Annotated in this window: 26 protein-coding genes; 8 read left to right on the forward strand and 18 right to left on the reverse strand. The window is 39.5% G+C overall.

Going from position 1 to position 26,093, the window contains the following annotated elements; translation table 11 throughout:
- Nucleotides 1–18: 18 nt before the first annotated feature.
- Nucleotides 19–1,335: a two-component system sensor histidine kinase EnvZ gene (envZ, locus tag AC5NT5_RS15965; protein WP_182672572.1), complete on the reverse strand. Its 1,317-nt coding sequence runs from the start codon at nt 1,333–1,335 to the stop codon at nt 19–21.
- 5 nt (nt 1,336–1,340) lie between these two features.
- Nucleotides 1,341–2,060, reverse strand: a complete 720-nt coding sequence (ompR, locus tag AC5NT5_RS15970) for an osmolarity response regulator transcription factor OmpR (protein ID WP_002959552.1) — start codon at nt 2,058–2,060, stop codon at nt 1,341–1,343.
- 195 nt (nt 2,061–2,255) lie between these two features.
- On the opposite strand from ompR, the gene greB reads away from it, so the two are divergent.
- The 4 genes from greB to AC5NT5_RS15990 all read left to right on the forward strand — a co-directional run bounded on the left by greB (nt 2,256) and on the right by AC5NT5_RS15990 (nt 6,291).
- Nucleotides 2,256–2,735 (forward strand): transcription elongation factor GreB, encoded by a 480-nt coding sequence (gene greB / locus AC5NT5_RS15975; RefSeq protein ID WP_002959554.1) that lies wholly within the window; start codon nt 2,256–2,258, stop codon nt 2,733–2,735.
- Between the two features lie 116 nt (nt 2,736–2,851).
- Entirely contained in the window at nt 2,852–3,163 is a 312-nt protein-coding gene (locus AC5NT5_RS15980; protein ID WP_024595748.1) for a hypothetical protein, read from the forward strand.
- A gap of 50 nt (nt 3,164–3,213) precedes the next feature.
- Complete coding sequence (locus AC5NT5_RS15985; protein WP_024595749.1) at nt 3,214–3,795, forward strand: CBS domain-containing protein; 582 nt, start codon at nt 3,214–3,216, stop codon at nt 3,793–3,795.
- A 168-nt stretch (nt 3,796–3,963) separates the two neighbouring features.
- Complete coding sequence (locus AC5NT5_RS15990) at nt 3,964–6,291, forward strand: Tex family protein (RefSeq protein ID WP_494514310.1); 2,328 nt, start codon at nt 3,964–3,966, stop codon at nt 6,289–6,291.
- A 72-nt stretch (nt 6,292–6,363) separates the two neighbouring features.
- Here the strand turns inward: AC5NT5_RS15990 and AC5NT5_RS15995 are convergent, their stop codons facing one another.
- The 3 genes from AC5NT5_RS15995 to bioH form a co-directional block, all read right to left on the reverse strand.
- Nucleotides 6,364–7,218 (reverse strand): putative metalloprotease CJM1_0395 family protein, encoded by an 855-nt coding sequence (locus AC5NT5_RS15995; RefSeq protein ID WP_024596112.1) that lies wholly within the window; start codon nt 7,216–7,218, stop codon nt 6,364–6,366.
- Nucleotides 7,219–7,222: 4 nt separating this feature from the next.
- A complete protein-coding gene (locus tag AC5NT5_RS16000) occupies nt 7,223–7,531 on the reverse strand; it encodes a hypothetical protein (RefSeq protein WP_002959563.1) in 309 nt (102 codons plus the stop codon).
- A gap of 90 nt (nt 7,532–7,621) precedes the next feature.
- A complete protein-coding gene (gene bioH, locus AC5NT5_RS16005) occupies nt 7,622–8,359 on the reverse strand; it encodes a pimeloyl-ACP methyl ester esterase BioH (RefSeq protein WP_494514311.1) in 738 nt (245 codons plus the stop codon).
- 74 nt (nt 8,360–8,433) lie between these two features.
- On the opposite strand from bioH, the gene AC5NT5_RS16010 reads away from it, so the two are divergent.
- Entirely contained in the window at nt 8,434–9,111 is a 678-nt protein-coding gene (locus tag AC5NT5_RS16010) for a ComF family protein (RefSeq protein ID WP_024596110.1), read from the forward strand.
- 223 nt (nt 9,112–9,334) lie between these two features.
- Here AC5NT5_RS16010 and AC5NT5_RS16015 read toward each other — a convergent pair whose 3' ends face one another.
- Nucleotides 9,335–11,884, reverse strand: coding sequence for a M14 family zinc carboxypeptidase (locus AC5NT5_RS16015; RefSeq protein ID WP_494514312.1), 2,550 nt, complete (start codon nt 11,882–11,884; stop codon nt 9,335–9,337).
- 146 nt (nt 11,885–12,030) lie between these two features.
- On the opposite strand from AC5NT5_RS16015, the gene nfuA reads away from it, so the two are divergent.
- Nucleotides 12,031–12,606: a Fe-S biogenesis protein NfuA gene (gene nfuA / locus AC5NT5_RS16020; protein WP_002959571.1), complete on the forward strand. Its 576-nt coding sequence runs from the start codon at nt 12,031–12,033 to the stop codon at nt 12,604–12,606.
- A gap of 9 nt (nt 12,607–12,615) precedes the next feature.
- Complete coding sequence (locus tag AC5NT5_RS16025) at nt 12,616–12,885, forward strand: hypothetical protein (protein ID WP_002959572.1); 270 nt, start codon at nt 12,616–12,618, stop codon at nt 12,883–12,885.
- Between the two features lie 9 nt (nt 12,886–12,894).
- Here AC5NT5_RS16025 and AC5NT5_RS16030 read toward each other — a convergent pair whose 3' ends face one another.
- Nucleotides 12,895–14,229 carry an MATE family efflux transporter gene (locus AC5NT5_RS16030; protein ID WP_518528054.1) on the reverse strand — a complete coding sequence of 445 codons (1,335 nt, stop codon included), beginning with the start codon at nt 14,227–14,229 and terminating at the stop codon, nt 12,895–12,897.
- On the opposite strand from AC5NT5_RS16030, the gene AC5NT5_RS16035 reads away from it, so the two are divergent.
- Nucleotides 14,209–15,246 (forward strand): polysaccharide deacetylase family protein, encoded by a 1,038-nt coding sequence (locus AC5NT5_RS16035; protein ID WP_494514314.1) that lies wholly within the window; start codon nt 14,209–14,211, stop codon nt 15,244–15,246. The two genes, AC5NT5_RS16030 and AC5NT5_RS16035, sit on opposite strands and share 21 nt — an antisense overlap.
- Here the strand turns inward: AC5NT5_RS16035 and AC5NT5_RS16040 are convergent.
- The 11 genes from AC5NT5_RS16040 to AC5NT5_RS16090 all read right to left on the reverse strand — a co-directional run bounded on the left by AC5NT5_RS16040 (nt 15,236) and on the right by AC5NT5_RS16090 (nt 26,066).
- A complete protein-coding gene (locus AC5NT5_RS16040; RefSeq protein ID WP_182734524.1) occupies nt 15,236–16,267 on the reverse strand; it encodes a protein-glutamate methylesterase/protein-glutamine glutaminase in 1,032 nt (343 codons plus the stop codon). The two genes, AC5NT5_RS16035 and AC5NT5_RS16040, sit on opposite strands and share 11 nt — an antisense overlap.
- 8 nt (nt 16,268–16,275) lie before the next feature.
- Nucleotides 16,276–16,893, reverse strand: coding sequence for a chemoreceptor glutamine deamidase CheD (cheD, locus tag AC5NT5_RS16045; RefSeq protein WP_039489124.1), 618 nt, complete (start codon nt 16,891–16,893; stop codon nt 16,276–16,278).
- Nucleotides 16,883–17,707 (reverse strand): CheR family methyltransferase, encoded by an 825-nt coding sequence (locus AC5NT5_RS16050; RefSeq protein WP_494514315.1) that lies wholly within the window; start codon nt 17,705–17,707, stop codon nt 16,883–16,885. The genes cheD and AC5NT5_RS16050 overlap by 11 nt, the downstream gene beginning before the upstream one ends.
- An 83-nt stretch (nt 17,708–17,790) precedes the next feature.
- Nucleotides 17,791–20,097, reverse strand: coding sequence for a methyl-accepting chemotaxis protein (locus tag AC5NT5_RS16055; RefSeq protein WP_494514316.1), 2,307 nt, complete (start codon nt 20,095–20,097; stop codon nt 17,791–17,793).
- 45 nt (nt 20,098–20,142) lie between these two features.
- Nucleotides 20,143–20,628: a chemotaxis protein CheW gene (locus AC5NT5_RS16060; RefSeq protein WP_002959588.1), complete on the reverse strand. Its 486-nt coding sequence runs from the start codon at nt 20,626–20,628 to the stop codon at nt 20,143–20,145.
- The gene (locus AC5NT5_RS16065) at nt 20,625–22,715 is read right to left on the reverse strand and encodes a chemotaxis protein CheA (RefSeq protein WP_494514317.1); all 2,091 of its coding nucleotides are present in this window, start codon (nt 22,713–22,715) and stop codon (nt 20,625–20,627) included. Before AC5NT5_RS16065 ends, AC5NT5_RS16060 begins: the two co-directional genes overlap by 4 nt.
- A gap of 10 nt (nt 22,716–22,725) precedes the next feature.
- A complete protein-coding gene (locus AC5NT5_RS16070) occupies nt 22,726–23,088 on the reverse strand; it encodes a response regulator (RefSeq protein ID WP_002959593.1) in 363 nt (120 codons plus the stop codon).
- 8 nt (nt 23,089–23,096) lie between these two features.
- Nucleotides 23,097–23,369 carry an STAS domain-containing protein gene (locus AC5NT5_RS16075; RefSeq protein WP_182755386.1) on the reverse strand — a complete coding sequence of 91 codons (273 nt, stop codon included), beginning with the start codon at nt 23,367–23,369 and terminating at the stop codon, nt 23,097–23,099.
- Between the two features lie 151 nt (nt 23,370–23,520).
- A complete protein-coding gene (locus AC5NT5_RS16080) occupies nt 23,521–24,138 on the reverse strand; it encodes an SCO family protein (RefSeq protein WP_494514318.1) in 618 nt (205 codons plus the stop codon).
- Entirely contained in the window at nt 24,135–25,064 is a 930-nt protein-coding gene (gene cyoE, locus AC5NT5_RS16085; RefSeq protein WP_494514319.1) for a heme o synthase, read from the reverse strand. The genes AC5NT5_RS16080 and cyoE overlap by 4 nt, the downstream gene beginning before the upstream one ends.
- A 12-nt stretch (nt 25,065–25,076) precedes the next feature.
- Nucleotides 25,077–26,066, reverse strand: coding sequence for a COX15/CtaA family protein (locus AC5NT5_RS16090; protein ID WP_494514320.1), 990 nt, complete (start codon nt 26,064–26,066; stop codon nt 25,077–25,079).
- Nucleotides 26,067–26,093: the final 27 nt, after the last annotated feature.

Here is a 26,093-nt window from a genome sequence, read left to right on the forward strand (position 1 = left end):
ACAATAAAACCCCTGTATTTATTGTGCAGGGGTTAATACCTTGATTGGCAAATATACTTGTGCACTTAAACCGCCTTCTGGGCGGTTTTCTAGTTTTACTTTACCGTCGTGCATATCAACAATGCGTTTAATAATGGCAAGGCCTAAGCCACTACCTTCACTGCCACGTGCAGCATCGCCTTGCTTAAAGGGCTCAAACACAGACTCTAATTCGTTTTCAGGGATCCCAGGACCACTATCGTTTACAGCGATAACTACATATTTTTTGTTTGAATTAAAGTAACTAAGTACTTCAACATCGCCCTCAGAATAACGCAGCGCATTACCAATCATGTTGGTAATTACACGTTTAATAGCCACAGAGCTTAAGGGTATATTGCCTATATTTGGATTACTTTTAAACGTAATAGTACGTTGATGCTGAAGCTCAGAATTAACAACCTCGGCAACTAAAGCATTTATATCTTCACAACTTAGTTCTTCACGTTTATGGTGGCGTAAATACTCAATAAACTGATCGATAATCCCGTTCATATCTTCTATATCGTAAATAATACCTTCACGAAGATAGTCGTCTTCATCAACCATCATTTCGGTGGCTAAACGGATACGCGTAAGCGGCGTACGTAAATCATGCGATACACCAGCCATTAGTAAACGGCGGTCGTTTTCAAGTGCGGCAATTCCGCGTGACATTTGATTAAACGCACGCGTTACTTCTATTACTTCTGTTGAGCCTTCTTCTTCTAATTTGGTAGAAAAATCGCCTTTACCCACTTTCACTGCAGCTTGTTGCAGTGCTTTTAATGGCCTATTAAGGTGCCTTGCAAACAACCACCCACCCAGCACACTTAAAAAGCCAATACTTGATAAGTAAAAAGTTAAAAACTCTAAGTTATTCTCTTTAAAGCCTTTAAGCGGTACTTTTACCCAATAACCTGGCGCTTGCGGTGCTTCAACCCAATAAATCAATGGATCAGTTTGGCTAATACGTACACGAGAATAACCACCAAGTTGCTCAGTCATGCTACGCGATAGCATAGAATATTCGCGGCTTTGCCCAAGTCCTTGACGCATTGCTTCGCGCTGAGTCATGACCTCAATGCCAGTGATTTCAAAAAACTTCGCAGATACTTCGTCGTTTATTTCAACGCCATCTTCCCAGTCAATGAATACTGTTTTAATTTGCTTAGCAAGCATCAAGTTAACTTGCTCAATGGTTGGTTTTACAACATAAAAACTAACCGTAACATAAGACACTATTTGATTTATGAGCAGCAGAGCCGCCACTAAAAAAACAGTTTGTCCAAAAGCACTGCGCGGAAACATGCCCATAAATATTACTTTTCACCGTCGGGAACAAACACATACCCCAAACCCCAAACGGTTTGAATATATCGTGGATTGGCAGCATCTACTTCGATCATGCGGCGAAGTCGCGACACTTGCACATCAATGCTTCGCTCAAGCGCACTGTAATCGCGGCCACGCGCTAAGTTCATTAGCTTATCGCGGCTAAGTGGCTCACGTGGATGCGAAACAAGCGCTTTAAGCACTGCAAACTCACCACTGGTAAGCGATATTGTTTTATCCCCTTCACTCATTTCGCGCGTTGCTAAATTAAGCGTAAATTTACCAAAAGCGATTAAGTTTTCTTCAGCAGCAGGTGCGCCTGGCACTTCTTTTGCGCGGCGACGTAAAATGGCTTTTATGCGAGCAAGTAGCTCTCGTGGATTAAATGGTTTTGGAATGTAATCGTCAGCGCCAAGTTCAAGGCCAATAATGCGATCTACTTCGTCGCCCTTTGCAGTAAGCATAACAATAGGAATTTCATTTTCTTTTTGGCGTAGTCGGCGGCAAATAGATAAACCATCCTCGCCTGGAAGCATTAAATCGAGAACCATTAAGTGAAAGTTTTCACGCTCTAGGAGTCTATCCATTTGCTCCGAGTTTCCTGCGGTTCTAACAATAAAGCCTTGCTCTACTAAGTAACGTTCAAGCAAACTGCGTAAGCGCATATCGTCATCAACAACTAATACTTTTGTGGTCTCGTGTCCCATAATCTCTTTCTTATTTTTATATCCAATTACTAGTTAATATAAATGAAAAACTTAATAATCAAAAACTAATTACTTGCTTAGATTGTTACTGAACATTTCAAAGCTTCCTTACTCGTACTTTATTAAATTTTACGCTCGACAAATTTTGGCAAATTTAATAACGTGCACACCATTAGAGTTAATAAAGAATTGGCCATGAAAACAAATTTAGTTACCCGCGAAGGTTACTTGCAATTACAACAAGAACACGATCAACTATGGAACGTAAAACGCCCAGAAGTAACAAAAATAGTTAGCTGGGCAGCCAGCCTCGGAGATCGCTCTGAGAACGCAGACTATCAGTATAATAAGCGTTTACTGCGCCAAATTGACCGCCGGGTACGCTACTTACGCAAGCGCATACCTGATTTAAAAATTATTGACTACTCTCCCGTGCAAGATGGAAAAGTATTTTTTGGTGCATGGGTTGAAATTGAAAACGAAGAAGGTGAAGTTAAAAAGTTCAGAATTGTAGGTCCTGATGAAATTTACGACCGTAAAGATTACATATCAATAGACTCACCTATGGCGCGTGCGTTGATTAAAAAACAAGTGGACGACGAATTTGAAGTGACCACTCCTCAGGGAAAAAAGCAGTGGTATGTAAACAGTATCGATTACCAAAAAAAGAAATAAAAAGTTTTGATTCAGATCATGTTAACTTTTGATTGTGTAAATTAAAGCAATAAGCTATAACTGAATTATTCAAGTTGATTTGTTTAATTTGAAAGCAGTTAATTAAGGTCGTGATTATGTCAAACATAGTACAGCGCATATTTAGTAATGCCGTATTGTTTGCACTTTTAATGAGTGTAAGTTTGACCCTGCATGCCAGCAACACTGACGTAAACCTTGATAACGCTAAACTATCTAATCACTTTATTACTTGTGATATTCCTGACCAAGCAAACCTCGATTTTGACGTGGACTCTCACGTTAACACTATTACCTATAGGTCGCCTCAACCACTTCCTAATGTCGTAGATTCTTTTTATAAGAGCACTAATCTAAACAGACCTTTTAGCACTGCATACCAACGCGGACCACCTAGCTATTTAATTTAATTCATTATTTTACAACTTAATTAAATTTTATAACTACTAAGGTGACTACTATGTCTAACTTTAAAGAATTACGTACCCAAAATATTTCTCATGGCGTTATTGCTAGCACATTTGCAGATGATCAACCATTAATCGATTTATCTTCTCCAGCGCTAAAAATGGTGAATAACTTTACTCAAAAAACACCTATTCGTGCAGAGCATGGAACAACGATTACAGATGCGCTTAAACAAGTAAGTGCACAACAATCTGACTTTGTTTTAGTAACAGACGAACACCAAAAATTAATTGGCCTAGTTTCTAGCGCCGATTTACAAAGCTCTAAAATTACTATTATTGCAGAGCGCTTAAATATGCAACGAAGCGAAGTAAGCTTACGTGACATTATGACACCAGTTAGCCGCCTTACAGGTGTAAGTATGCAAAGCTTAAGCTACGCATGCATTGGTGATGCGCTGCAAACGATGGAGCATCAGGGCACAATGTTTTTATTAGTTACAACAGCGAGTAACGAAATTTGTGGTTTAATTTCAGCTCGCCAAATAGCTAAAACATTACATATTCCTGTACATATCTCACCTATTGCTCACTCTTTCAGTGAGGTATTAGAAAACATTGAGCACCCTCACTAGGGCGCTCTTTTAGTTGAATTGATTTGCTCCCGACCCAACCATCTTAAAGCAAGTAAAATAGCTTGCTTTAAGAGCTTTTCATTACTACCTCCTGTGATATTATTCAAGCAATTAACAGCGCCAGTAACACGCTTCTGGTCTTATTTTATTGTATAAAAAGGTTTTTGCATGAGCGATATCTCTGCACGTTTAGCCGGTGAGTTAAACGCACAGCAGCAACAGGTTGTTGCTGCAACAAAGTTACTTGATGAAGGCGCAACTGTTCCTTTTATTGCCCGCTACAGAAAAGAAGTTACAGGCGGCCTAGACGACACCCAATTACGCCTTTTAGAGCAGCGTTTATCGTATTTACGTGAACTAGAAGAGCGCCGTAGTTTTATTTTATCGACAATCGAATCGCAAAATAAACTAACGCCAGAGCTAAGTGCCGATATAACTAATGCACAAAGTAAAACAGAACTTGAAGATTTATACCTACCATATAAAGCTAAGCGCCGCACTAAAGGCCAAATAGCAATTGAAGCTGGTTTAGAGCCTCTTGCAGATGCACTATTTAAAGATGCTAACCTTGACCCAGAGCAACAAGCACAGCAGTTTGTAAGTGCTGAAAAAGGTTTTGCAGATACAAAAGCGGTACTTGAAGGCGCTAAATTCATCTTAATGGAACGCTTTGCTGAAGACGCAAAATTACTTGCTAAATTTAGAAGCCACATTAGCCAAAATGGCGCAATTGAAAGTACTGTGATTAAAGGCCAAGAGCAAGCCGGTGCAAAATACCGTGATTACTTTGAGCATCAAGAACATCTTAAAAAAGTACCTTCTCACCGTGCGCTTGCAATGCTTAGAGCCCGAAATGAAGGTGTACTTCAGTTAAATATAAACCCTGAACCTAGTGCTGAAAATTCAGCACAATTATGTGCAAACATGATTGCTGAGCATTACCGTTTAGATATTAAATATAAAGCGGCAAGTCCTTGGTTATTAAACGTTGTTCAATGGGCGTGGAAAGTTAAGCTAGGGTTACACCTAGAGAATGAGTTTTTTGCAGCAATGCGCGAAAAAGCAGAAGCCGGTGCAATCGATGTATTTGCTAAAAACTTAAAAGATTTATTAATGGCTGCACCTGCAGGCCCTCGTACTACTTTAGGTCTTGATCCAGGCCTTCGTACTGGCTGTAAGATTGCCGTTGTTGATAGCACAGGTAAATTACTAGCTACACAAACTATTTTCCCTCATGCACCACAAAATCATTGGGATAAATCTGTGCGTACGTTAGAGCAACTTTGCCGTCAGCATAAAGTTGAGCTAATTGCGATTGGTAACGGTACTGCATCACGCGAATCAGATAAGTTGGTTGCAGAGCTTATCAAAGCAAACAGCGAACTTAAACTTAGTAAAATTATGGTTAGCGAAGCAGGTGCATCGGTTTACTCAGCTTCTGAATTTGCAGCTAATGAATTTCCAGATTTAGATGTTTCTATACGAGGGGCTGTCTCTATTGCGCGCCGCCTTCAAGATCCTCTTGCTGAACTTGTTAAAATTGAGCCAAAATCAATTGGTGTTGGCCAATACCAACATGATGTATCGCAAAGCCAATTAGGCCAGAGCCTTATTTCAGTAGTTGAAGACTGTGTAAACTCAGTAGGCGTAGATTTAAACATGGCCTCGGTACCCTTACTTACACGCGTATCTGGTTTAAACAAAACATTAGCGCAAAATATCGTTAATTATCGCGATGCTAACGGCACATTTACTAAACGTAGTGAGCTTAAAAAGGTTGAGCGTTTAGGGCCAAAAGCATTTGAACAAGCGGCTGGTTTTTTACGTATTAACAATGGTAGCGATCCACTAGATAACTCATCAGTACACCCTGAAGCTTATCCTGTTGTTAAACGCATTTGTGAACGCAATAGCGTAGATGTCAGTAACCTAATTGGTAACAGCGACTTTTTAACTAAACTTGCTGCTAACGATTACACTGACGAAAAGTTTGGCTTACCAACCGTTACCGACATTATTACTGAGCTTGATAAACCTGGTCGAGATCCTCGACCTGAATTTAAAACAGCTGAGTTTAAAGCCGGTGTTGAAAAAATTAGTGACCTAAAACCAGGTATGATTTTAGAAGGCGTGGTTTCAAACGTTGCTAATTTTGGTGCGTTTGTTGATGTAGGTGTTCACCAAGATGGTTTAGTGCATATTTCAGCAATCACGAATAAATTTATATCAGATCCGCGTGAAGTTGTTAAAGCTGGTGATATTGTAAAGGTTAAAGTTGTTGAAGTAGACGCTGCACGTAAACGCATAAGCTTTACTATGCGCTTAGATGACGATATTGATACAAGTAATAAGTCAGCAGCTCCAGCTACGCAAAAGCCACAAGCACGTGCTAATAATTCGCAACCTCGCACTGCAAAGCCTAAACGTGACAACGGTAATGCGTTAATGGGTAATGCATTTGCCGATGCGTTCGCTAATGCTAAAGTAAAAAAATAATACTTGTACAACTAAGCTAAAACGAAAAAAACCGTGTAAGCGGTTTTTTTGTGGTTATATTTTGCTAAATTATTAACTTAACGCTGAAAAACTACTTTGGCTCGCTGGCGATGTAGCCATTTGATAAAAGTTAGCAATACGCCCCGCCCGCGCCTCAACATCGGCATCACGTGTTTGCTCATCACTTTTAGCTGTTTTTGTATCGCTGCTTTCATCGCTAGAGAATGACGCTTCAAGTTTACTTTTTGCGTCTTCGTCGTCTTCTTTTTCAGGTTGTGCAAGCTCAGCTTGAGCCGCTGCTAGCTTTTGCGTAGCATCTGCAGCAATAGAGCGATCAGCTCCCGAAGGCTCTGCAGGCGCTAATGCGGCAGCGCGTACCGTTTGCATTTTGTCTATAGTCGCTTGCGGGTCACCCGGAATTTCTGATACATCTATTTGTACTTCTCCGCCAACTGCGTAGTTAGTACCATCTGGGCCACGTTGATATTCATAGCTTGGCGAGCCAGCATATTGCCCGCCCACAGAAGCGTGTGCTTGTTCGTGTATTCGTACTTCAGTATCCCGTGCTTTTAGCTCTGTAATTTGTTGTTGTTCTTGTTCTAATTGCAGCTCTTCTTGCTCAGATTCTTTTTTCTCGATTGCTTCACTTTCTTGCTCAGTGCCCTCTGGATTTTCTGGGTTTCCATCGCGCTGCTGAACTGACTTTTCGTCTGCTATTTTTCCCGTTGCGTTATACGTCGCACCATCGCTACTGCCTGGCAATTTTGCTTTTTCAGCATCACTTTGCGCTTTGGTTTCTGTATTGCTTGCGCTACTAGATGCGGGAGCGGGAATAACTTCGCGTAGTTGGTTGTCACGCCGTGCGGTTTCCGTATAAACATTTGCGGTGTTTATATTGATAGACGGAAATGGCGTGACAATATTCATAATACTAAACTTTAATATCGATTAACGTGCCAAGTACATCATCGGCCGTTTGAATTGATTGCGTATTTGCCTTGGCATTAAACTCTTCAACTTTTAAGTTAACAAGCGCTTCATCAACACGAGCTGGTTGTGCTACTGGTGCAGTAATCGCTTCTTCAGGGCGTGCTGCCGTAAGCTGACGTTGCTGCGCTAATTGCGCGTCATCTTGTTGTTCTATACTGGCACGGTTAATCTCAGCACTGGCTTTTTCAATACCTTGGCTAGCTCGGTTAAACCCTTCTATACCACTATTAAATACTGATCCGATTGGCATATTAAAACCTCCACCAAATAAACATTGTTTAATTATCGCTCAGGTTCTGCTCAAAATAAAGCTTTAAACAGCGCTATTCTTAGCTCTATTTTAAAGCATTGATTTAACGACAGATAAAAACTCACTTTTATGAGAAATAAATGGTGCATGGGACGCTTTATCTAGTACTTCATATTCAAACTCAGTATTTAGTGCTGACATTTTGCTAATAGCTTTATAAGGTACTAAAGCATCAAGGCGGCCAAATACTCCTCTAATAGGGACTGGGCAATGAGTAAATAAGTCACGTAAATCGTCATTTTGTAAAATATCTAAACCAGCACTCAGGGCATCGCTTTGGGGTGCGCTGTACTGATTTAGCAATTGTTTAAGCTGCTTTATATCATCACGCGCCGACTCGCTACCCATTGCTTGAATAGCTAAAAAGCGCTCTATTGTTTTTTCTCGATGATTAACTAACTGCTCTTTAAACTGCGCCAATACATTCGCTTTTATTCCAGGCCAGTTATCTGCCTCAGCAAAAAAAGGAGTCGATGCTATTAAAATAACTTTAGATACTTTTTCAGGCCAATGCTTAGCAATATAAAGTGCAAATAATCCACCTAACGACCATCCCATTAAAGTGCTCTTCGGCTTTAATTGCTTACTTAAAATTTCTGCTGCATCATGCAAAGTATAAGGGCTTGGGCACACATCGCTATTACCAAACCCAGGTAGGTCAAGGCTACGTACATTTCCTGAATATAAAAACTCAAGTTCTGGCTGTACTAACTGCCATACGCCCTGATTCATTCCCCAACCATGTAATAGCACTAACTCATTTTGCATATTTGCCTAACCTTTACCAAACTTAGGCTCATCATAACGTTTAGAAAGGCGATTGCAATGCAAGGAGCGAGTCAGTGAAACAAGCCGTTTTAAATTGGTTATTTCCCTCTTATTGCGTGCAGTGTCAAAACTCGATTACGACCTCTTTAGGGCTATGTGATTATTGCCTTGAAGATTTACCATTGTTTGATTTTAGTAAGCATACGAGCTTATTGCATCGACCTGATATTATTGAAATGTTTCCTAATTGCGAGTTTGATAAATTATTTGCATGCGCTTTTTATCAACCTCCCTTTGAGCATTGGCTTAAAAGGCTAAAATTTAATAATCAAATTCATTATAAAAAGGCATTGCAGCAAATTATACAAAAACAGTTAACGCAGTTTTTTGAGCAAAGCCCTAACTTGCCAGATACCTTTATTATTTTACCTCTTCATAAAAGCCGCTTTATTACTCGCGGATTTAATCAGGTAAGCCAAGTATGGCAACCCTGTTTAGCTAATTACGCCCCACTAAGTAATGTTCTTATTCGCGATAAAAAAACACAAGCTCAGTCGGAGCTATCCAAAGCAAAACGTATAAGAAACTTAAAAAATGCCTTTATTTGTACACAAGACATGGCAGGTAAAACAGTCGCTATTGTTGATGATGTGATGACGACAGGGGCAACATTAAACGCAGCTACTAGTGCACTAAAACAAGCAGGCGCTAAACAAGTGTGGGCTTTTACAACTTGCTTAACGCCTATTTAATTATTAAAAAGTATTAAACCAATCCGCAATAATACTTAATCATTTTGCGGGGCTAAACGTGTCGCTACCTGTGTTAAAAAATTCTCATTTACGATTGCATGGATGCAGAAGGTAGAGCAATCCAGGAGCAATTGCCGAGAACAACTAATTAGCGAGTTTTTTGCCTAGCTATCAACACGTTTTTCCATCCTCAAAATAGATTACTTAATTAAGCTAATTGGTATTATTCGCCATTTGCACGAAACGTATGGCCAAAAAATAAAGCGTTGCTTAGTAGTCGACTAGTCCCATACCAGTAACCCCTAAATACAGGATCGTCGGTCATGCCTATTACTGTACCTCGTCCATATGAGTGCGCAATTAAGCCAGCACCACCAGCCACTTGCTCAACATTAACAGCATCGGTAAAACCCGCTAACAATGGCTTTTTAGTATAGGTAAGTACATTTACAAACGGTGCATCGGAAGCTTCTAGCAACCAAGTACTGTTTTTGAATACGGGCAATGTATTGCGTTTAAGTGAAAATGTAAGTGGGTGAGTTAAATCTACATTAGTATTAAAAATAGCTCCTGCAATGCGTTGACGTCCTGCTAAATGGTCCTTATCGCCATAACTTAAACCTGTCGTTTTAAATGCACTCGCTACATCTTGTCTTGATAAATAGCTTGCTTTGAGTAATTGCTGATCAGCTAAAAATTTAGCGCCGCCTTTGTGACCCCAAATAACGCCGCCTTTTCTTACCCAGCTTTTTATAGCCACTTTGTCGGTATCAGATAAGCTGTTGTAGTTACCATGAGCAAGTACTATATGGCTGTAATTACTGAGTTCAATAGAGTTTAAACGCTCCATTTCAACAATTGTTGGCGCAACACCTACAAAGCGATCGAGGTAATACCATACTTCCCCAGCTTCGTACTGGCTTACGCCTTTACCACCTACCAATAATACTTTCGGCTCGCTAACAACCGCCATTGTACGAGACCCTAAATCGGCTCCTTTGCTTGTAAGACCTGAGTTAATAGGCTTGATTGCAATTCCAAACTCGTTTTGTGCTTTATTTAATATTCCAACCCAATCATTATTCGTTTGTAAGCCTGCTGGCACAATAATACTACCAGCATCAAAGCTTACTTCACTTGAGTTTGATTTGGCTGTTAATGGGCTTAGCGCTACACGCGCTTTAATACCTTGCTTTAACAGGCTGTTTAGCATTTTAGGTGCTAGGTAATCATCCCACGAAAAGCCAAACGCATAGCCTTGCTCAAGTGAAGCAAAAGAAGGTTTTACCGCTTTTTGCCACGGTGTACTTGCAACCTCTAAACCCCAACTGCTTTTTACTTTTGCAAAAGGTAAGTTAAACGCATGCGCTAAAGTCCAGCCAGATACGTCATAAAAGGTGTTATCAGCAAAGTTTTTTTGCTCGCTAAAAATAGCTTTTATTAGGCGGTATTGTGGCTGGGCTAAGGGCACAAAGTAGCTATTGGTTGTATAGTTGTTGCCATTTGCCTTGAGTGATTTAGTAAGCGAAAAAGCATCTATTTGATGCTGTTTTAACAACCCTAAAAAATCTTTAATACGAGTGCTGTCATCCGCGCCCTCAATTACATAACCTTCAAAGCTTTCATCACTGGCCAAATCAGTAGCTAGATTATAAAACTTAGCTTGGTAATCAAGTAATGCTTGGCGGTTATCAACAGCGGCTTTAAAGGTAGATAAACTCGTTAATAATTGATTTTTAATAGTAAAGGGAAAGCTCAAAGGTCCATTTATGGTGTCTTGGATATGCCCGCGAGAACTTGCTTGCTCAAATAAAATACCTACACCACCATTTACGTCGGGATAAGTTGAACCTTTACCGTAATAAAAGTCGTCAAAGCTTTCTTCGGTAAAGTACAGTGCGTTGTTTTCATCTAACGTTTTTGCGTGATAGTTAGCAATCGCTTTAGTTAACGTTACATTTTCATCCGGTGTTATAGGATGCTTACGACTAGGGATACCTGGCTGAAAAAAGTAACTGCTGTTTGGTCCCATTTCATGAAAATCGGTTAAAACATTTGGTTTCCACTGATGAAATTTAGCAATACGCGCGCGCGATTCAGGATGTTGTAGTAATAACCAGTCACGATTTAAATCAAACCAGTAATGATTGGTACGACTACTTGGCCAGCTTTCAACATGTTCACGGGTTTTAGGGTCGCTTGATAAGTTCATGCCTCGGTTACTGTTTGCCCAATTAGCAAAGCGCGCTAAGCCATCTGGGTTAAGTGAAGGATCGAGTAAAATAACCGTGTTATTTAATAGCTCATCTATTTCAGTACCTTGTGCAGCAGCTAAATAATATGCCACCAGCAAAGATGAGTTACTACCTGATGACTCATTACCATGAACGCTATAACCCATCCATACAACGGCAGGGTCGTCTTGTGCTTTACTACTGTTATTACTTAAGCGTGCTAAGTGAGCTTGGCGTGTCTGCTCTATGCTTGATAACTTGTCAGCTGCTGTAATTGTTAGCATTACTAACGGGCGTTGTTCATGTGTGCGGCCAATCACTTCAAAATTTATACGGTCGCTTTTATCAGCAAGTATTTCCATATAACGTACGAGCTGATCGTGTCTCACGTGCCACTCTCCTACTTCGTAACCGAGTACTTGCTCAGGAGTAGGAATTGAAGGGTCAAATTTTACATCTTGTTCAAAATAATACGAAAGTGGCTTAGCTACACTTGAAAAGCTAAGCAACACCACCATTAATGTTAATACCAAACGCATATAAATCACTCAAAAAATGTTCGTTGTTTGCACGCTACCATTGCTTAAAATAGATGCCAACTTTTTACGCTCAACACTAGCCGCAACACGATGAGCGGAGTATGATACGCAGTATCCGAGTAATTTAGTCAAGTATAGATGGTTTTATGATTTCTATTTCCGAAACAGCGCAAGCGCATTTTGCTAAACTATTAGCAGATCAATCACAACAAACCAATATTCGTGTGTTTGTTGTAAACCCTGGTTCATCACAAGCGGAATGTGGTGTGTCTTATTGTCCAGAAGACGCTGTAGAAGCGAGCGATATTCGCCTAAACTTTAACGGTTTTGATGCCGTTGTAGATGCAGAAAGTGCGCCATTTTTAGAAGAAGCTGAAATCGATTTTGTTACCGACAAAATGGGTACTCAGTTAACGCTAAAAGCACCAAATGCAAAGGCGCGTAAAATAGGTGACGATGCATCGTTAAACGAACGTGTACAGCACATGCTAGAAACCGAAGTAAATCCACAACTTGCTAACCACGGTGGTCAAGTAAGCCTTGTTGAGATTACAGCTGCAGGTATAGCTATACTTCAGTTTGGTGGTGGTTGTAACGGTTGTTCTATGATCGATGTAACACTAAAAGAAGGCATTGAAAAAGAAATGATAGCTAAGTTTGAAGAAATCACCGGTGTTGCTGATATAACAGAACACGAAGCGGGCGATCACTCTTACTATTAGGCCTTGTAAATGCTAAAGCAGCTTATCTATCGCTTAGGGAGCAATCCTAAGCTGAGCTTAAAGCGCTTTTTTCGCGGCTTAGCACTGTTTGTGCTAGCCGTGATATTCATATCTATTGGGTATTACACCCACTACAGCTTACAAATAATTGGCGTTATAATTTTACTCCCCGCATTATTTTTTGCCGGTTGGGGCTACTGCGGTATTTTTGCCAATCGTTTTTCACAAGTTTTAAAAGATATGGGCCCTAAACACCACGACCCCGATCTCTGGAAATAAACCATTTATTTAATCTAATAGCTGATTATTTATTTTTAAGAGGTGATATTTAATTATTAATGTAACCCCGCGCATTAACATAAAACAGCTCATAGCCAGCCATAACCCGTTATTTTGCCAGTCTATAAACACCCAAAACACACCAAAAAAGCCAACTCCAGCTGAAAGTATCATACTGTTACGCATGTTCTTTGCTCGCGTAAGCCCTACAAAAACACCATCAAACAAAAAGCAGCTCATGGCCAAAATTGGTAATACTATTATCCATGGTAAATAATGCGTTGCCTCTTGAATAACCTCTGGCACATTGGTTAAAAGCTTGATTATGGTGTTGCCAAATAATGCAAAAAATAGGCTATATAACACACCAAAAAGCATACCCCAAAATACGCTTATTTTAACCCACAGCTCTATACTCTTAACACTTCCTTGGCCTTTAGCTTGCCCTACTTTTGCCTCAGAGGCGTAAGCAACGCCATCAAGAGCAAAGCTCACCAACATTAAAAAGTTAAGTAAGACAGCATTAGCAGCTAATGTGGTTTCGCCTATACGCGCCGCGTAAAATGTCATAAAACTAAAGCATAATTGCAGTATTAAAGAGCGAATAAATATATCTCTATTCAAACTCAATAATTCAGCCATTTTGCTAATACTCAACCAGTTCGGTACATTTAGATCAATGTCTTGTTTTTTAGCTAGTTTAGCCACTAAAAACAGTGCAAATACTAGTGCTGTATAGTCAGCAATAAGTGACGCCCATGCAGCGCCTGCAACTGCCCAATCTAAATAAACAACAAAATAAATATCGAGTACTATATTAACGATATTAGTGACGAGTAATAAATAAAATGGGCCTCGACCATAATGTACACCAAGCATCCAACCCAGTAACACTAAATTACACAATGCTGCTGGAGCACTAAAAATACGAATGCTAAAATACTGATAAGCTTGGGCAAGTACGTCGCCATTGGCTGCGGAGAGGTAAGCTATAGCGTGCTTTATTAATGGGGATAACACAATTAATAGCACAGCCACTGCGCTTGCAAGCAATAGGCTGCGTTTAAGTAAAGCGGCAAGTTGGGTTAAATCGTTTTTTCCGTATGCTTGTGCCACGAGCCCCGTGGTACTCATTCTTAAAAAGCCAGCAAGCCAAAATAAAATAGATATAACTGCAGAGCCAAGGGCAATACCCGCTAAGTAATGAGCGCTTCCTAAGTGCCCAATTACAGCGGTATCAACAATTCCTAACAACGGCACTGTGATATTTGATAGTATCATCGGACCCGCTAACAACAACAAGCTTTTATGGTGTGCCTTATTATGTATAAGAAATTGTTTCATTTAGTATTATTTATCCTCATTGGTGTATCTGTACGGGCTCAAGCAGCCGTTATTTTACAGTATCATCATGTTAGTGAAACCCTACCCGCAGTAACGAGCGTTAGCGCAAATACATTTACGGAGCATTTAAGCTATTTAAAAGAGCACAACTTTAACGTTATTCCTCTTAATGAGTTAATTAGCGCGCTTCAACAAGGTGAAACTTTACCTGATAAAACTCTCGCCATCACCTTTGATGATGGCTATAACAATAACTATGAACAAGCCGCACCTATTTTAGAAAAGTTTGGCTACCCGTACACTATCTTTGTAAATCCTAAATTAATAGACGAAGGTATGAGTTACGTAATGGGGTGGGATAAGCTCAAAGAATTATCTAAAAAAGGGGCATTAATAGCCAATCATAGCGGACAACATGATTACTTACACCTTAAGCTTGAAAACGAAACCGATGCACAATGGCAATCACGTATTAAGCAAGATATTCTTAACTCTCAAAAGCGCATAAAAGAAGAAATAGGCCACGACTATAAATACTTAGCATACCCGTATGGTGAGTTTAATAACGAGCTGCAAGCACTCGTGACAGAGCTTGGTTTTGTGGGTATTGGCCAGCACTCAGGCGCTGTAAATAAAGATTCTAATTTTAGCCGCTTGCCGCGTTTTCCTGCATCAGGCTTTTACAGCAAACTAGAAACCCTTATTACTAAGCTTAACTCACGCGCGTTTAATATCACCAATTTAACTTATCAAGATAGCGTTACACAGCAAAATCCACCCACGCTCACAATTGAATTTAAGATGGGTGATTTTCATAAGAGCCAATTTGCCTGTTATGTATCAAGCGTAGGCCAAGCAGATTTAAAATGGATAACTAAAAATACTGTCGAAATCACCTCACCAAAGGTGCTTAATAAAGGGCGTTCTCGTTTTAATTGCACGGCCCCTTCTATTTCAAGCCCTGGTGATTACTTTTGGTTTTCGCAGCCTTGGGTAATTGAAGCATCTAAACCTTAACAGCCTGATGTAAAAGCCGCTGGGTTATTTTATCCAGCGCAACTATCTCGTCAGCTGCATTTAGCTCAGCAGCTGCTTTAGGCATACCCCATACCACAGACGAATACTCATCTTGAGCCAAGGTATGTGCTCCGTTTTGTTTTAGTGCAAGCAACCCTTTTGCGCCATCACTCCCCATTCCTGTTAGTATGGCTGCAACTACGTTTTTAGCCCCAGTTTCAACTAATGAGTTAAACAACACATCTACCGCAGGTTTATGTCTGTTCACCGGCTCGCCATCATCAAGCTGGCAATACAAGCTAACACCTCGTTTTTTAATACTTAAATGAAACCCACCCGGTGCTATATAAGCCCAGCCAGTGCTAAGCTTATCGCCATGTTCAGCCTCTTTCACATTTATCGTACATGTACGATTCATTCGCTCAGCAAATGAAGCGCTAAACACAGGAGGAATATGCTGAGTAATTACAATTGGCGGGCAATTTTGTGGCATTTTAATAAGCACTTCTTTTATAGCCTCAGTCCCCCCCGTTGAAGCACCTATCGCTATTACTTTATTAAGTAAAAACTGAGAATGGGTATTAATAGGCTCATTTGTGACGACCGTTTTTTTATAGCTTCTTACTCTTGCTCCAGCAGCTATTCGCACCTTTTGTTGGACAAGTGATGCATATTGGCTCAATTGCTCTCTTACGTTATTAGTAGGCTTAGCTATAAAATCAACAGCCCCTAATTCGAGTGCTTCTAGTGTGATAGGGGAGCCTTTTTGCGTCAGAGTTGAAATCATCACTACTGGCATTGGTCTTAATCGCATTAAGTTTTTTAAAAAACTAATACCATCCATTTTTGGCATTTCTACGTCGAGCGTTAATACATCAGGACTGAGTTTTTTTATCATTTCGCGAGCTTCATAGGGATCCTCTGCACTCCCCACTACTGTAATGTCTTTAGCTTGTTGTAATATTTCAGTGAGTAAACGCCTAATTAAAGGGGAGTCGTCAATTATTAATACTTTAATCATGCATACTCCTAAAACAGCTCTATATCGGTTACTACTTCTTGCTTTTTAAGATTTTGTAAGTAACGAACTTCGCGTTTTTCAATCGTATTATTATGTAGGTTTTTAAGTTTTTTCATATGAACTTTACCGGTGTTCGGATGAAAAAATATTTTTCGTGGCCATGGTCCACCCATATCGTGGGCAACTAGATTTAATGCCTCTTCTTTAATATACGCTGCTGCAAAACTAATATTACCCAGCCCTATATCAGTCATCGCACTAATAATTTTCCCCCCGCCAAAAAGTTTTACTTTTAGGTTACACCGAGACGCGCCATTTTTTAAAACTTCGTTTATAAGATACTCCATAGCCCAATTACCGTACCGACAACTTAAACTATGCGCATTTTTAAGTTCTACTCCCTTTTGAATTGGTAACATAAAGTGATTCATCCCGCCAATACCAAGTACTTCATCGTATACACAAGCCGCAATACACGAACCCAGAACTGTAGAGATCAGTTCATTATTTTTAGAAACATAAAACTCACCCGGAAGTACTTTAGCAACAACGCTACCTCGGCCCGAATCCCAGTATCGTTTAATATGTTCAAAGTTAGGTAATACCGGCCTAAACTCAGCGTGCATTTTGTCCCTTTTGGTACATAGTTTTCCCTAAATTTTTGAATTGCGAATGCTCTTTACCCATACTTTCTGAGTGGCCTAAAAACAAATAACCTTGTTCATTTAATATATTGGCGTAGCGCTTAAAAAGCTGATCTTTTGTTTCTTTATCAAAGTAAATAACAACATTACGACATAAAATAAGATCAAATGATCCTTTCATTGGCCAGTCTTGCAATAAGTTTAAACGCTTGAAAGAAATAGACTCTTTTAGTTTATCTCTAACTTTATAATTTTCACCGTCTTTGCTTTTTAAAAACCAACGCTTAAGCTGCACGTCATCTAAGCCATTAACATTCGCTGCGGTGTAAATACCTTTTTGTGCTGTTGCCAATACATTAGAATCTAAATCGGTTGCTAGTATTTTTACATCCCAATTGCTCGGAAATGCGTTATTTAAAGTCATCGCCAAACTGTAAGGCTCTTCCCCTGTGGAGCAACCTGCAGACCAGATTCTTACTCGTTTACTGTTTTTATTTGCCTTTAAAAGAGCAGGTACAAGCTCAGTTTTTATAAATTCAAAGTGATGTATTTCACGAAAAAAAGACGTTAAGTTCGTTGTTATTGCATTAATAAAGGCATCAAATTCCTGATCTTTATGACTATTCAGATACTCTAAGTAAGCTTTAAAATCAGTTAATTTACGCTCCCTAATACGTCTTGCTAAGCGTGAATAAACCATCTCTCGCTTATGATCCCCTAATACAATTCCACATGCGCTGTAAACTAAACTGGCAATTTCCTTAAAGTCGCGGTCGGTACACAAAAACTCTTTCATTGTTCGCTCTCAATTAAACCTAACGCTAACAAGTAGTGCCTCGCTGTAACTATTTATTAGACGAGGCATAACAAGGCTAAATATTAAAACTCTTCCCACTCATCAGCTGAGTCTACAAAGTTATCACCCCTTGGCTTGTTACTCACAAAACGACTTTGCGGCTTATGAGATATTTCAGGGGTTCGCATAGTTGATGACATCATTGTCATCTCTTGCTGATCTACTGAGAAAAAGTTAAGTAATCGGCGCATCTCATTAGCTTGCTCAGCCATAGACTCACCAGCAGCAGAGGCTTGCTCTACTAGAGCGGCATTTTGTTGCGTCATTTCATCCATTTGAGAAATAGCTTTATTAACTTGTTCAATACCTGCACTTTGTTCTTCAGATGCCTCTGTAATATCAGAAATCATTTGCGTCACTCTTTGCACCGACACAACAATCTCTTTAAGTGTAGCGCCCGACTCATTAACTAATTGAGAGCCATCAGCTACTTTGCCTACACTATCTCGTATTAACTCTTTAATTTCTTTCGCTGCGCCCGCAGAGCGCTGCGCTAAGTTACGAACCTCACCTGCAACAACTGCAAAGCCTCGACCTTGCTCACCCGCTCTTGCTGCCTCCACTGCGGCATTAAGCGCTAATAAATTCGTTTGAAACGCTATTTCGTCTATTACACCGATAATATCTGCAATTTTTTTGCTCGACTCATTAATTGCCGACATGCTCGTAACTGCTCTATTTACAACCTCACCACCTTGAATTGCTTTTTCGCATGTTTCTTCTGCTAAATCGTTTGCCACTTTTGCGTTATCAGCATTTTGACGAACGGTACTGGTCATTTCCTCCATACTTGAAGCGGTTTCTTCAAGTGATGATGCTTGCTCTTCTGTACGTTGACTTAAATCTGCATTACCTTGAGAAATTTCTTCTGCACCACTGGCTACTAACGTTGCCGATGAATTTATGCGATTAATCACTTCTGTTAATTTATCTGCCGTTGCATTTGCGTCGCGTTTAAGCTTATCAAAAGAACCTTTATATTCTTTTTCAATACGTTTTGATAAATCACCACTTGCCATCGCATCGAGCATATTGCCAGTGTCGGCAACGGCATCATCAACTATTTTAACTAAGCTATTTAACCCTTGGGCCAAACGTAAAAAGAACCCTTCCTTCCCATCTTCCGCTACTCTTGTATCTAATTCGCCATTACCTGCAGCGCCAATAAGCTCAGCGATTTCTTTTTCAAGCGCAACTTCATTGGTTCTATCTTCCCACTCAACAATGGTGCCTAAATGCTTTCCGTCTTGACTGATCCAAGGTGAAGCAATCAAGGTAAAAGTGACACCTGCTAACAGTAGCTCGGCTTTATAGGGCTTATCTAGGTTTTTTAATAAATCACGTTGATGATTAGGGTGCTTATGAAAATCATCAACACAGGTGCCAATTAAATTATCAACAGAAAAGCTTGGCAATACGGTTTGTAATTCTTTTTCGCGGACTTTTAGCATTTGCTGAACACGGTCGTTCACAAATACTATTTTAAGGTTTTCATCAGCAATCATTACGTTTGCTTGGCAAACTTTAAGCGCATTTGCTAAATCGGCTGCTTTGCGAGATGCTTTTTCAAGCTCTTTTTGTTCAGTAATATCAGATGCATATTTAATCACTTTAAACGGCTTGCCGTTCATATCATAAATTGGGTTATAAGATGCTTGAATCCAAACCTCCTGACCCTGCTTTCCTATTCTTAAATATTCCCCAGAATCAAATTCACCGCGACCTAGTTTGGCCCAAAATTCTTTATATTCGATACTATTTGCATGTTCGGGATCAATAAAAAGCCTATGGTGCTGGCCTTTAATCTCGCTAAGTTGATAGCCAAGCGCATTTAAAAAGTTATCATTGGCATCAATAATAGTGCCATCTAAATTAAATTCGATAACCGCTTGAGATTTACTTATAGCACTAATTTGCCCTGAAGCTTCTGCTGTTATTAACTTTTGCTCAGTCACGTCGGTGGCAAACTTAACTACTTTTAATACTTGCCCTTGCTCATCAACAATTGGGTTATAAGTTGCTTGGATCCATACCTCAGCTCCACCTTTTGCATTACGCTTAAACTCATCTGAGATAAACTCGCCATTACGCAGGCGTTGCCAAAAGTTTTTATAATCGTTGCCCTGAGCTTCATCTGGGTCAACAAACATCGAGTGATGCTGGCCTTGAACCTCCTCAAGACGATAGCCCATCGCGTTTAGAAAATTCATATTTGCAGTAATTATTTTTCCGTTAGGTTCAAATTCAATCACCGCTAATGATTTATTCAATGCGTCTACAATTAAATCATTACTTGATTTTGACTGCTTTGGATTACTAAACCATCCCATGCTCATCACCACCTTTAAGTTTATTATTCATTTAGTTTCTATTTGCTAAATATTCATTGTTTTTTGCAGGTCAATTAGCGCTACCATTTTTTCACCAACATTCACCAACCCAGCTACATATTCACAATTACTCGATTCAGACAAACTAGGAACTGCTTTAGCATCTTGCTCCGCAATACTGTAAACATCAGAGACGGCATCAACAGCAACACCTATAATTTTACTACCTAGTTCAAATTCTATTTTGACAACGATAACCACCGTTAATGGTCCATAGTCGACACTTGGTAATCCAAAGCGTAACCGTAAATCAATAATTGGCACTATTGTTCCGCGTAAATTAATAACGCCTTTTACAAATTCAGGTGCATTGGGCAGTACTGTAATTTCTTCCCAACTGCGAATTTCTTGTACTGTTAAAATATCAACGCCATATTCTTCATCAGCCATAATAAAAGTTAAAAACTGTTTTACACCTTGCTGTTGCTGAAGATTTAATTGGTTACTTAACTGGCTTTGATCTGAGCTCATAACGCCTCCAAAGTGGCTTGCGTTTCAATAGTTAGTTCTTGGCTACCTGGCTTTTTTAAGCCTGAGAGCTTTATCAAGCCGCTAATGTCCACAATCAGCGATACACGCCCATCTCCTAAAATAGTGGCTCCCGATACGCCATCCACTTTATGGTAGTTTGCCTCTAAACTTTTAATAACAACCTGCTGTTGAGACAGTAAATCATCAACTAATAAACCCACCTTTTGGTTATCTGTTTCTACAACAACAAGCAGCGTTTTATCGAGTGATTCAATAGCATTTTTATGATTAAAAATATCGTAAAGCCTTAAAATAGGAATGTATTCGTCTCGAAGCCTCAATACATCAAGGCTTTTACCCACTCGACTCACTTTTGCAATATCAATTTGCAGTGACTCCACAATAGAAATGAGCGGAATAATATAAGTATGCTGAGCCACCTTAACTAATTGCCCATCTAAAATAGCGAGAGTAAGGGGTAATCTAATAGTAAACGTAGAACCAACACCGGGCGCTGAGGTTACTTCCACTGAGCCATTTAATGATTGGATATTTCGCTTAACAACATCCATCCCAACTCCACGTCCAGATAAGTCACTTACCTCATCCATTGTCGAAAAGCCCGGCATAAAAATAAGCTCATTTATTTCATCGTCACTGAGATGGTTATCAGCTGAGATTAATTCGTTAGCGATGGCTTTTTCTTTTATTTTTTTTGTATTTAACCCTTGTCCATCATCCATTATTTCAATAACGATGTTTCCACCCTGATGAAATGCATTTAAGGTTACTGTGCCAACGGGATCTTTACCTGCCGCCAGTCTTTGCTCAACAGTCTCTAACCCATGATCAAGTGAGTTCCTTACTAAATGCACCATAGGGTCAGATATTTTTTCCATTACTGTTTTATCAAGCTCGGTTTGCTCTCCGATCAGCTTTAGCTCAACCTGCTTATTTAGCTTTTGCGCTATATCTCGCACTAATCGAGGAAAACGACTAAATACAAAATTAATTGGGAGCATACGAATACGCATCACATTTTCTTGTAAATCACGCGTATTATGTGCAAGTTGTGCTAAGCCTTCTTGTAGTAAAGTGATTGTGGCTGGTGTGATTTCTTGTTCGCTGAGTTGATTTAGCATGGCTTGTGTAATAACAAGTTCACCTACCATATTTATTAACGAATCAACTTTATCAATGCCAACGCGAATGGAGGTAGACTCTGGTGTACTTGCAGGTTTTTTATCTTTATTAGCAACGGGTTGCTGTGGCTTACTTGGTAACTCAGCTACTTTTATTGAATCGGGTTCTTCAAGCTCAACAGCTTTAGGTATCTCATCTTGATTAGGTGGAATTGGCTCATCATTGCCAAATAAGCCGCCACATAATTCAACTTTTATATCGGCATCGTCTTCAACCCATTCAAACACTTCTTTTATGGCTTTTTCATCATGGCTAGTGCTTAAAAAAAAGCGCCAATGTAAAAAACATTCATCACTACTTAAATCGTTGATTTCTGGAACTTCATCGTAAAATGCTGTGGTTTCTAACTCACCTAGCTCTTCAAGCTCACTGATCATATACAGTGGCTCGTTTCCTGTTTTAAATAAATGATGATGAGGTTTAAAGTCTATTTGATAGGTATTACTACTTGTTTGCTCTTCACAGCTTTGAGGTTTATTCTCTTGTGTTTCGTTTTTCATTCCAAGTACATGTTCAAATTGTACTTTTAACAAATCTGCTTCGGTTAAATCTGGCTCTTGTTCACCTTGAAGTGCAGCAAGTAAAGCGCGTAAGCAATCCACAGCTTTGAGTAATAAATTAACATGCTCGGTACTAAGCTCTCGTTCACCTTGGCGAATTTGATCTAGTAATGTTTCAAGTACATGAGTAAAGTCAGCAACGGAGCTAAAACCAAATGTCCCACTGCCTCCTTTTATTGAGTGAGCAGCTCTAAAAATAGTGTTGATAGTTTCTAAATCTTCCTCACCTGGCACTAAGTTTAATAGCTCAGCCTCCATGGTATCTAGGCCTTCAAAACTCTCTTCAAAGAAAACTTCAAAAAATTGACTTAAATCTATACTCACACTGCGCTCCTTAGCGAATAACTTTTTTAATTACCGCTAGTAGCTGATCGGGATTAAATGGTTTAACAATCCAGCCTGTTGCCCCAGCAGCTTTACCTTCTACTTTTTTTTCTAAACCCGACTCAGTTGTAAGCATCAGTAATGGTGTAAATTTATAACTAGGCAAAGTACGCAGCTCTCGTATTAATGTAATTCCATCCATTATTGGCATGTTTACATCTGAGATCACGGCATCAAAGTCTTGCTGCTTGGCAATAGCGAGAGCTTCACTGCCATCTTTAGCTTCGGTTACATCAAACCCTGCGGTTTTTAATGTAAAGCTCACCATTTGACGCATCGATGCTGAGTCATCAACCGCTAAAATTCTTTTCATATATACCCCTAACTTTTACTTTCGGTTGTTAAGTATTGGCTTAAGCCAAGTTTATTGATTGTATGTGTTAAGGCCTCGCTACTGCCTACCCAAATGATTTTGTGCTGTATGGTAAGTAGGTGTTTTTGTAAGGCGCATAAAAGTTGAATTGAGGCAGTATCAGCAGAAATTACATCGTTAATATCAAGACAGATATCATCGTTGCTATTGATTTCGTGCAGTAAATCTTGATGTAGTGTTTCAACTTGCGTAATAGCAAGTTCGCTTGGAAGTTTTAGCATTTAGTAGGTGCATTCCCTGTCAATTCAATTCATAACAAAAGCTTAGCCCTAGTTATTAAAATTGCCATAAAATGCTTAATTAAATTTAAATCATCGTTAAAAAACAAAAAAAGGAGCCTAAAGCTCCTTTCAAATTGGTAAAAAGTAAAAACTAGTTTTTGTAGTAATCGGCTATTTTTTTAAACTCTTGCGTTAAAATCGTCGCGTTAATTAATGGCACACTACCTTGTTTAAATTCTGGTTTAAAAATAGCTCTAACGGCTCCATTTTGATCAACCATAGCGACCGAAGCACTATGATCAACTGCATATTCTGATTCACTACTATCGCTAATCGCGTAAATTAAACCAAGCTCTCTAACAACAGGAAAAAGGTGTTTATGTTCCCCTGATACAGCTAAAAAGTCAGGATTAAAGTAATCTATATATTGCTTTCGTTTAGCTGGTGTATCGCGTTTTGGATCAACCGATAAAAACCAAATTTGTAGCGGATAATCTGCTTGTAAGTTTTTATAAACAGCATTTAACTTAGCAAGTGTTAATGGACAAATATCTGGACAGCTTGTGTAGCCTAAAAATACTAAATTCCACTGTCCTACAAATTGTTGCTTAGTCACTAATTCGCCGCGCTGATCGTTTAACGTAAAATCAGACAATGGCTTTGCATTTTCGTAAACTAATGCATCTACATCTGGTGGACTATTTTCATTTGAACATGCTGATAAAAACAAAACAAAAACAACAATTAATCCAAGCCATAACTGCTTCATAAAGGGAGCCATTTATCTATAAATAAGATTACAAAGAGTACCATTAAATGAATAATCGAAAAACGAAATAAGTCCATTGCAGTCTCATCATTTCCAGCAATTTTTAATTTGACCGCCTTATATATAAACACGGCATTTAATACACATGCACCTATCAAATAGATTAATCCAGACATACCAATTAAATAAGGTAATACGCAAACTACAGCGAGTAAAACGGAGTAGGCAACGACGCACGTTTTACAAAAGTCGATTCCATGGGTTACTGGTAACATAGGAATTTTAGCGCGTTCATAATCATTTTTTCGTGCTATAGCCAGCGCCCAAAAGTGTGGCGGAGTCCAGGTAAATATTATCATTACAAGTAACCAAGGGGCTGCTGCCATTTGGTTTGTTTCTGACACCCAACCTAATAATGGAGGCATTGCGCCAGCCAACCCACCTATAACAATATTTTGCGGTGTAGCACGCTTTAAAAATGATGTATAAACAAATGCATAACCTACCAATGCAAATAACGTTAATATAGCGGTTAAGGTATTAGCCCACACCATTAGCATAATAAAACCAGCAACCCCAATAACAGCTGCAAAACTAAGCGCATGTGTTTTACTTAAACGCCCTTTAGCCACAGGACGATGACGAGTCCTTGCCATTTTTGAGTCTATCTCACTATCAACCACATGATTAATAACCGCTGCAGCAGCAGAAAGTAGCCCTATACCTAACAAGCTAATAAACTGTACAGCCATGCCTCGCCCTACATCAGGAGCCAGCGCTAAACCAACCCAAGCTGTTAGTACCAGCATAGCTACCACTTTAAATTTACTAATTGCTAAGTAGTCTTGTAGCAAATTATGAGTACGCGAAATTAGCGATTGAGCATTAACGGGTAGCAGTATTTTTTTATCAATTATAAGTGCCATTATATTTCCCCTTTATGTGCGTGATTTTAGGTAATAACACAACCTAACCATGCTTAATAATAGTATGGCAGCCATCAAGTTATGCGCCAGTGCAACTCCCAACGGAATATGCCAATGTACTAAAATAAGCCCTAAGCTAATTTGGCAAAGCAGGGTAAGCAATACGCTCACCACGCAATTTTTAATTTTTTTAGAGTACGCTTGGCTGTATATTTTCCACACAATTAGCGCCAGAACGATGCAAGTAACCAGTGCCCAAATGCGGTGTAATAAATGAATAGACATACGCGCTTGCTGCGATAACACACCAAATTCATAATTACTGTGCTCAAGTGGTAATTGAAATACGCTACTCAATGAAAACGGTTGTGCGTAATTACACAATGGCAAACCACTACAATGAGGAGCGGCGTAATTTGCAGCCAGCCAACCACCAAGTGCAATTTGGATAATTAATACACTGAGCGCTACTAAACTTAAACCGAAATAGCGTTTTGCGCCGCTATCGCCACCCATAATAGGTTTTGCGGTTAGCCGTAAATATAAAAGCGTTATAAGTGACAAAATACTAAAGCCACCTAATAAGTGGCCCATTACAATAAGCGGCTGAAGGTTCATGGTTACTGTCCACATACCAAGAGCAGCCTGAAACACCACTAGTAGAAGTAAAGCCAAAGGCAATTTAACTGGCGTAGTTGGATATTGGCGTTTTAAAAAAGCCAACACAAATAAACCTAAAATAAGTAAGCCTAAAGCACCTGCAAAGTAACGATGAATCATTTCTTTCCACGCTTTTGCGGTTTCGAACATCATATCGGGGTAGCTTTGAGTTGCTAAGGCTATGTCAGCCTCATGCTTAGGTACCGTTAAAAAGCCATAGCAACCAGGCCAATCGGGGCACCCTAAACCTGCATCACTTAAGCGGGTGTACGCACCTAAAGCAACTACAATCAAAGCGAGTAATCCTGTTATTAATACTAAGTTTTTATAATTTTTATACATCAGATACTCCAACTTAAGCTCAACTTA

Source organism: Pseudoalteromonas sp. J2K-J599, assembly GCF_059295115.2.

What these genes read in the sequence shown, in the direction of transcription:
- envZ (WP_182672572.1), bottom strand. Translation starts at nt 1,335, where the DNA reads ATGGGCATGTTTCCGCGCAGTGCTTTTGGACAAACTGTTTTTTTAGTG.
- ompR (WP_002959552.1), bottom strand. Translation starts at nt 2,060, where the DNA reads ATGGGACACGAGACCACAAAAGTATTAGTTGTTGATGACGATATGCGC.
- greB (WP_002959554.1), top strand. Translation starts at nt 2,256, where the DNA reads ATGAAAACAAATTTAGTTACCCGCGAAGGTTACTTGCAATTACAACAA.
- AC5NT5_RS15980 (WP_024595748.1), top strand. Translation starts at nt 2,852, where the DNA reads ATGTCAAACATAGTACAGCGCATATTTAGTAATGCCGTATTGTTTGCA.
- AC5NT5_RS15985 (WP_024595749.1), top strand. Translation starts at nt 3,214, where the DNA reads ATGTCTAACTTTAAAGAATTACGTACCCAAAATATTTCTCATGGCGTT.
- AC5NT5_RS15990 (WP_494514310.1), top strand. Translation starts at nt 3,964, where the DNA reads ATGAGCGATATCTCTGCACGTTTAGCCGGTGAGTTAAACGCACAGCAG.
- AC5NT5_RS15995 (WP_024596112.1), bottom strand. Translation starts at nt 7,218, where the DNA reads ATGAATATTGTCACGCCATTTCCGTCTATCAATATAAACACCGCAAAT.
- AC5NT5_RS16000 (WP_002959563.1), bottom strand. Translation starts at nt 7,531, where the DNA reads ATGCCAATCGGATCAGTATTTAATAGTGGTATAGAAGGGTTTAACCGA.
- bioH (WP_494514311.1), bottom strand. Translation starts at nt 8,359, where the DNA reads ATGCAAAATGAGTTAGTGCTATTACATGGTTGGGGAATGAATCAGGGC.
- AC5NT5_RS16015 (WP_494514312.1), bottom strand. Translation starts at nt 11,884, where the DNA reads ATGCGTTTGGTATTAACATTAATGGTGGTGTTGCTTAGCTTTTCAAGT.
- nfuA (WP_002959571.1), top strand. Translation starts at nt 12,031, where the DNA reads ATGATTTCTATTTCCGAAACAGCGCAAGCGCATTTTGCTAAACTATTA.
- AC5NT5_RS16025 (WP_002959572.1), top strand. Translation starts at nt 12,616, where the DNA reads ATGCTAAAGCAGCTTATCTATCGCTTAGGGAGCAATCCTAAGCTGAGC.
- AC5NT5_RS16035 (WP_494514314.1), top strand. Translation starts at nt 14,209, where the DNA reads ATGTATAAGAAATTGTTTCATTTAGTATTATTTATCCTCATTGGTGTA.
- AC5NT5_RS16030 (WP_518528054.1), bottom strand. Translation starts at nt 14,229, where the DNA reads ATGAAACAATTTCTTATACATAATAAGGCACACCATAAAAGCTTGTTG.
- AC5NT5_RS16040 (WP_182734524.1), bottom strand. Translation starts at nt 16,267, where the DNA reads ATGATTAAAGTATTAATAATTGACGACTCCCCTTTAATTAGGCGTTTA.
- cheD (WP_039489124.1), bottom strand. Translation starts at nt 16,893, where the DNA reads ATGCACGCTGAGTTTAGGCCGGTATTACCTAACTTTGAACATATTAAA.
- AC5NT5_RS16050 (WP_494514315.1), bottom strand. Translation starts at nt 17,707, where the DNA reads ATGAAAGAGTTTTTGTGTACCGACCGCGACTTTAAGGAAATTGCCAGT.
- AC5NT5_RS16055 (WP_494514316.1), bottom strand. Translation starts at nt 20,097, where the DNA reads ATGGGATGGTTTAGTAATCCAAAGCAGTCAAAATCAAGTAATGATTTA.
- AC5NT5_RS16060 (WP_002959588.1), bottom strand. Translation starts at nt 20,628, where the DNA reads ATGAGCTCAGATCAAAGCCAGTTAAGTAACCAATTAAATCTTCAGCAA.
- AC5NT5_RS16070 (WP_002959593.1), bottom strand. Translation starts at nt 23,088, where the DNA reads ATGAAAAGAATTTTAGCGGTTGATGACTCAGCATCGATGCGTCAAATG.
- AC5NT5_RS16075 (WP_182755386.1), bottom strand. Translation starts at nt 23,369, where the DNA reads ATGCTAAAACTTCCAAGCGAACTTGCTATTACGCAAGTTGAAACACTA.
- AC5NT5_RS16080 (WP_494514318.1), bottom strand. Translation starts at nt 24,138, where the DNA reads ATGAAGCAGTTATGGCTTGGATTAATTGTTGTTTTTGTTTTGTTTTTA.
- cyoE (WP_494514319.1), bottom strand. Translation starts at nt 25,064, where the DNA reads ATGGCACTTATAATTGATAAAAAAATACTGCTACCCGTTAATGCTCAA.
- AC5NT5_RS16090 (WP_494514320.1), bottom strand. Translation starts at nt 26,066, where the DNA reads ATGTATAAAAATTATAAAAACTTAGTATTAATAACAGGATTACTCGCT.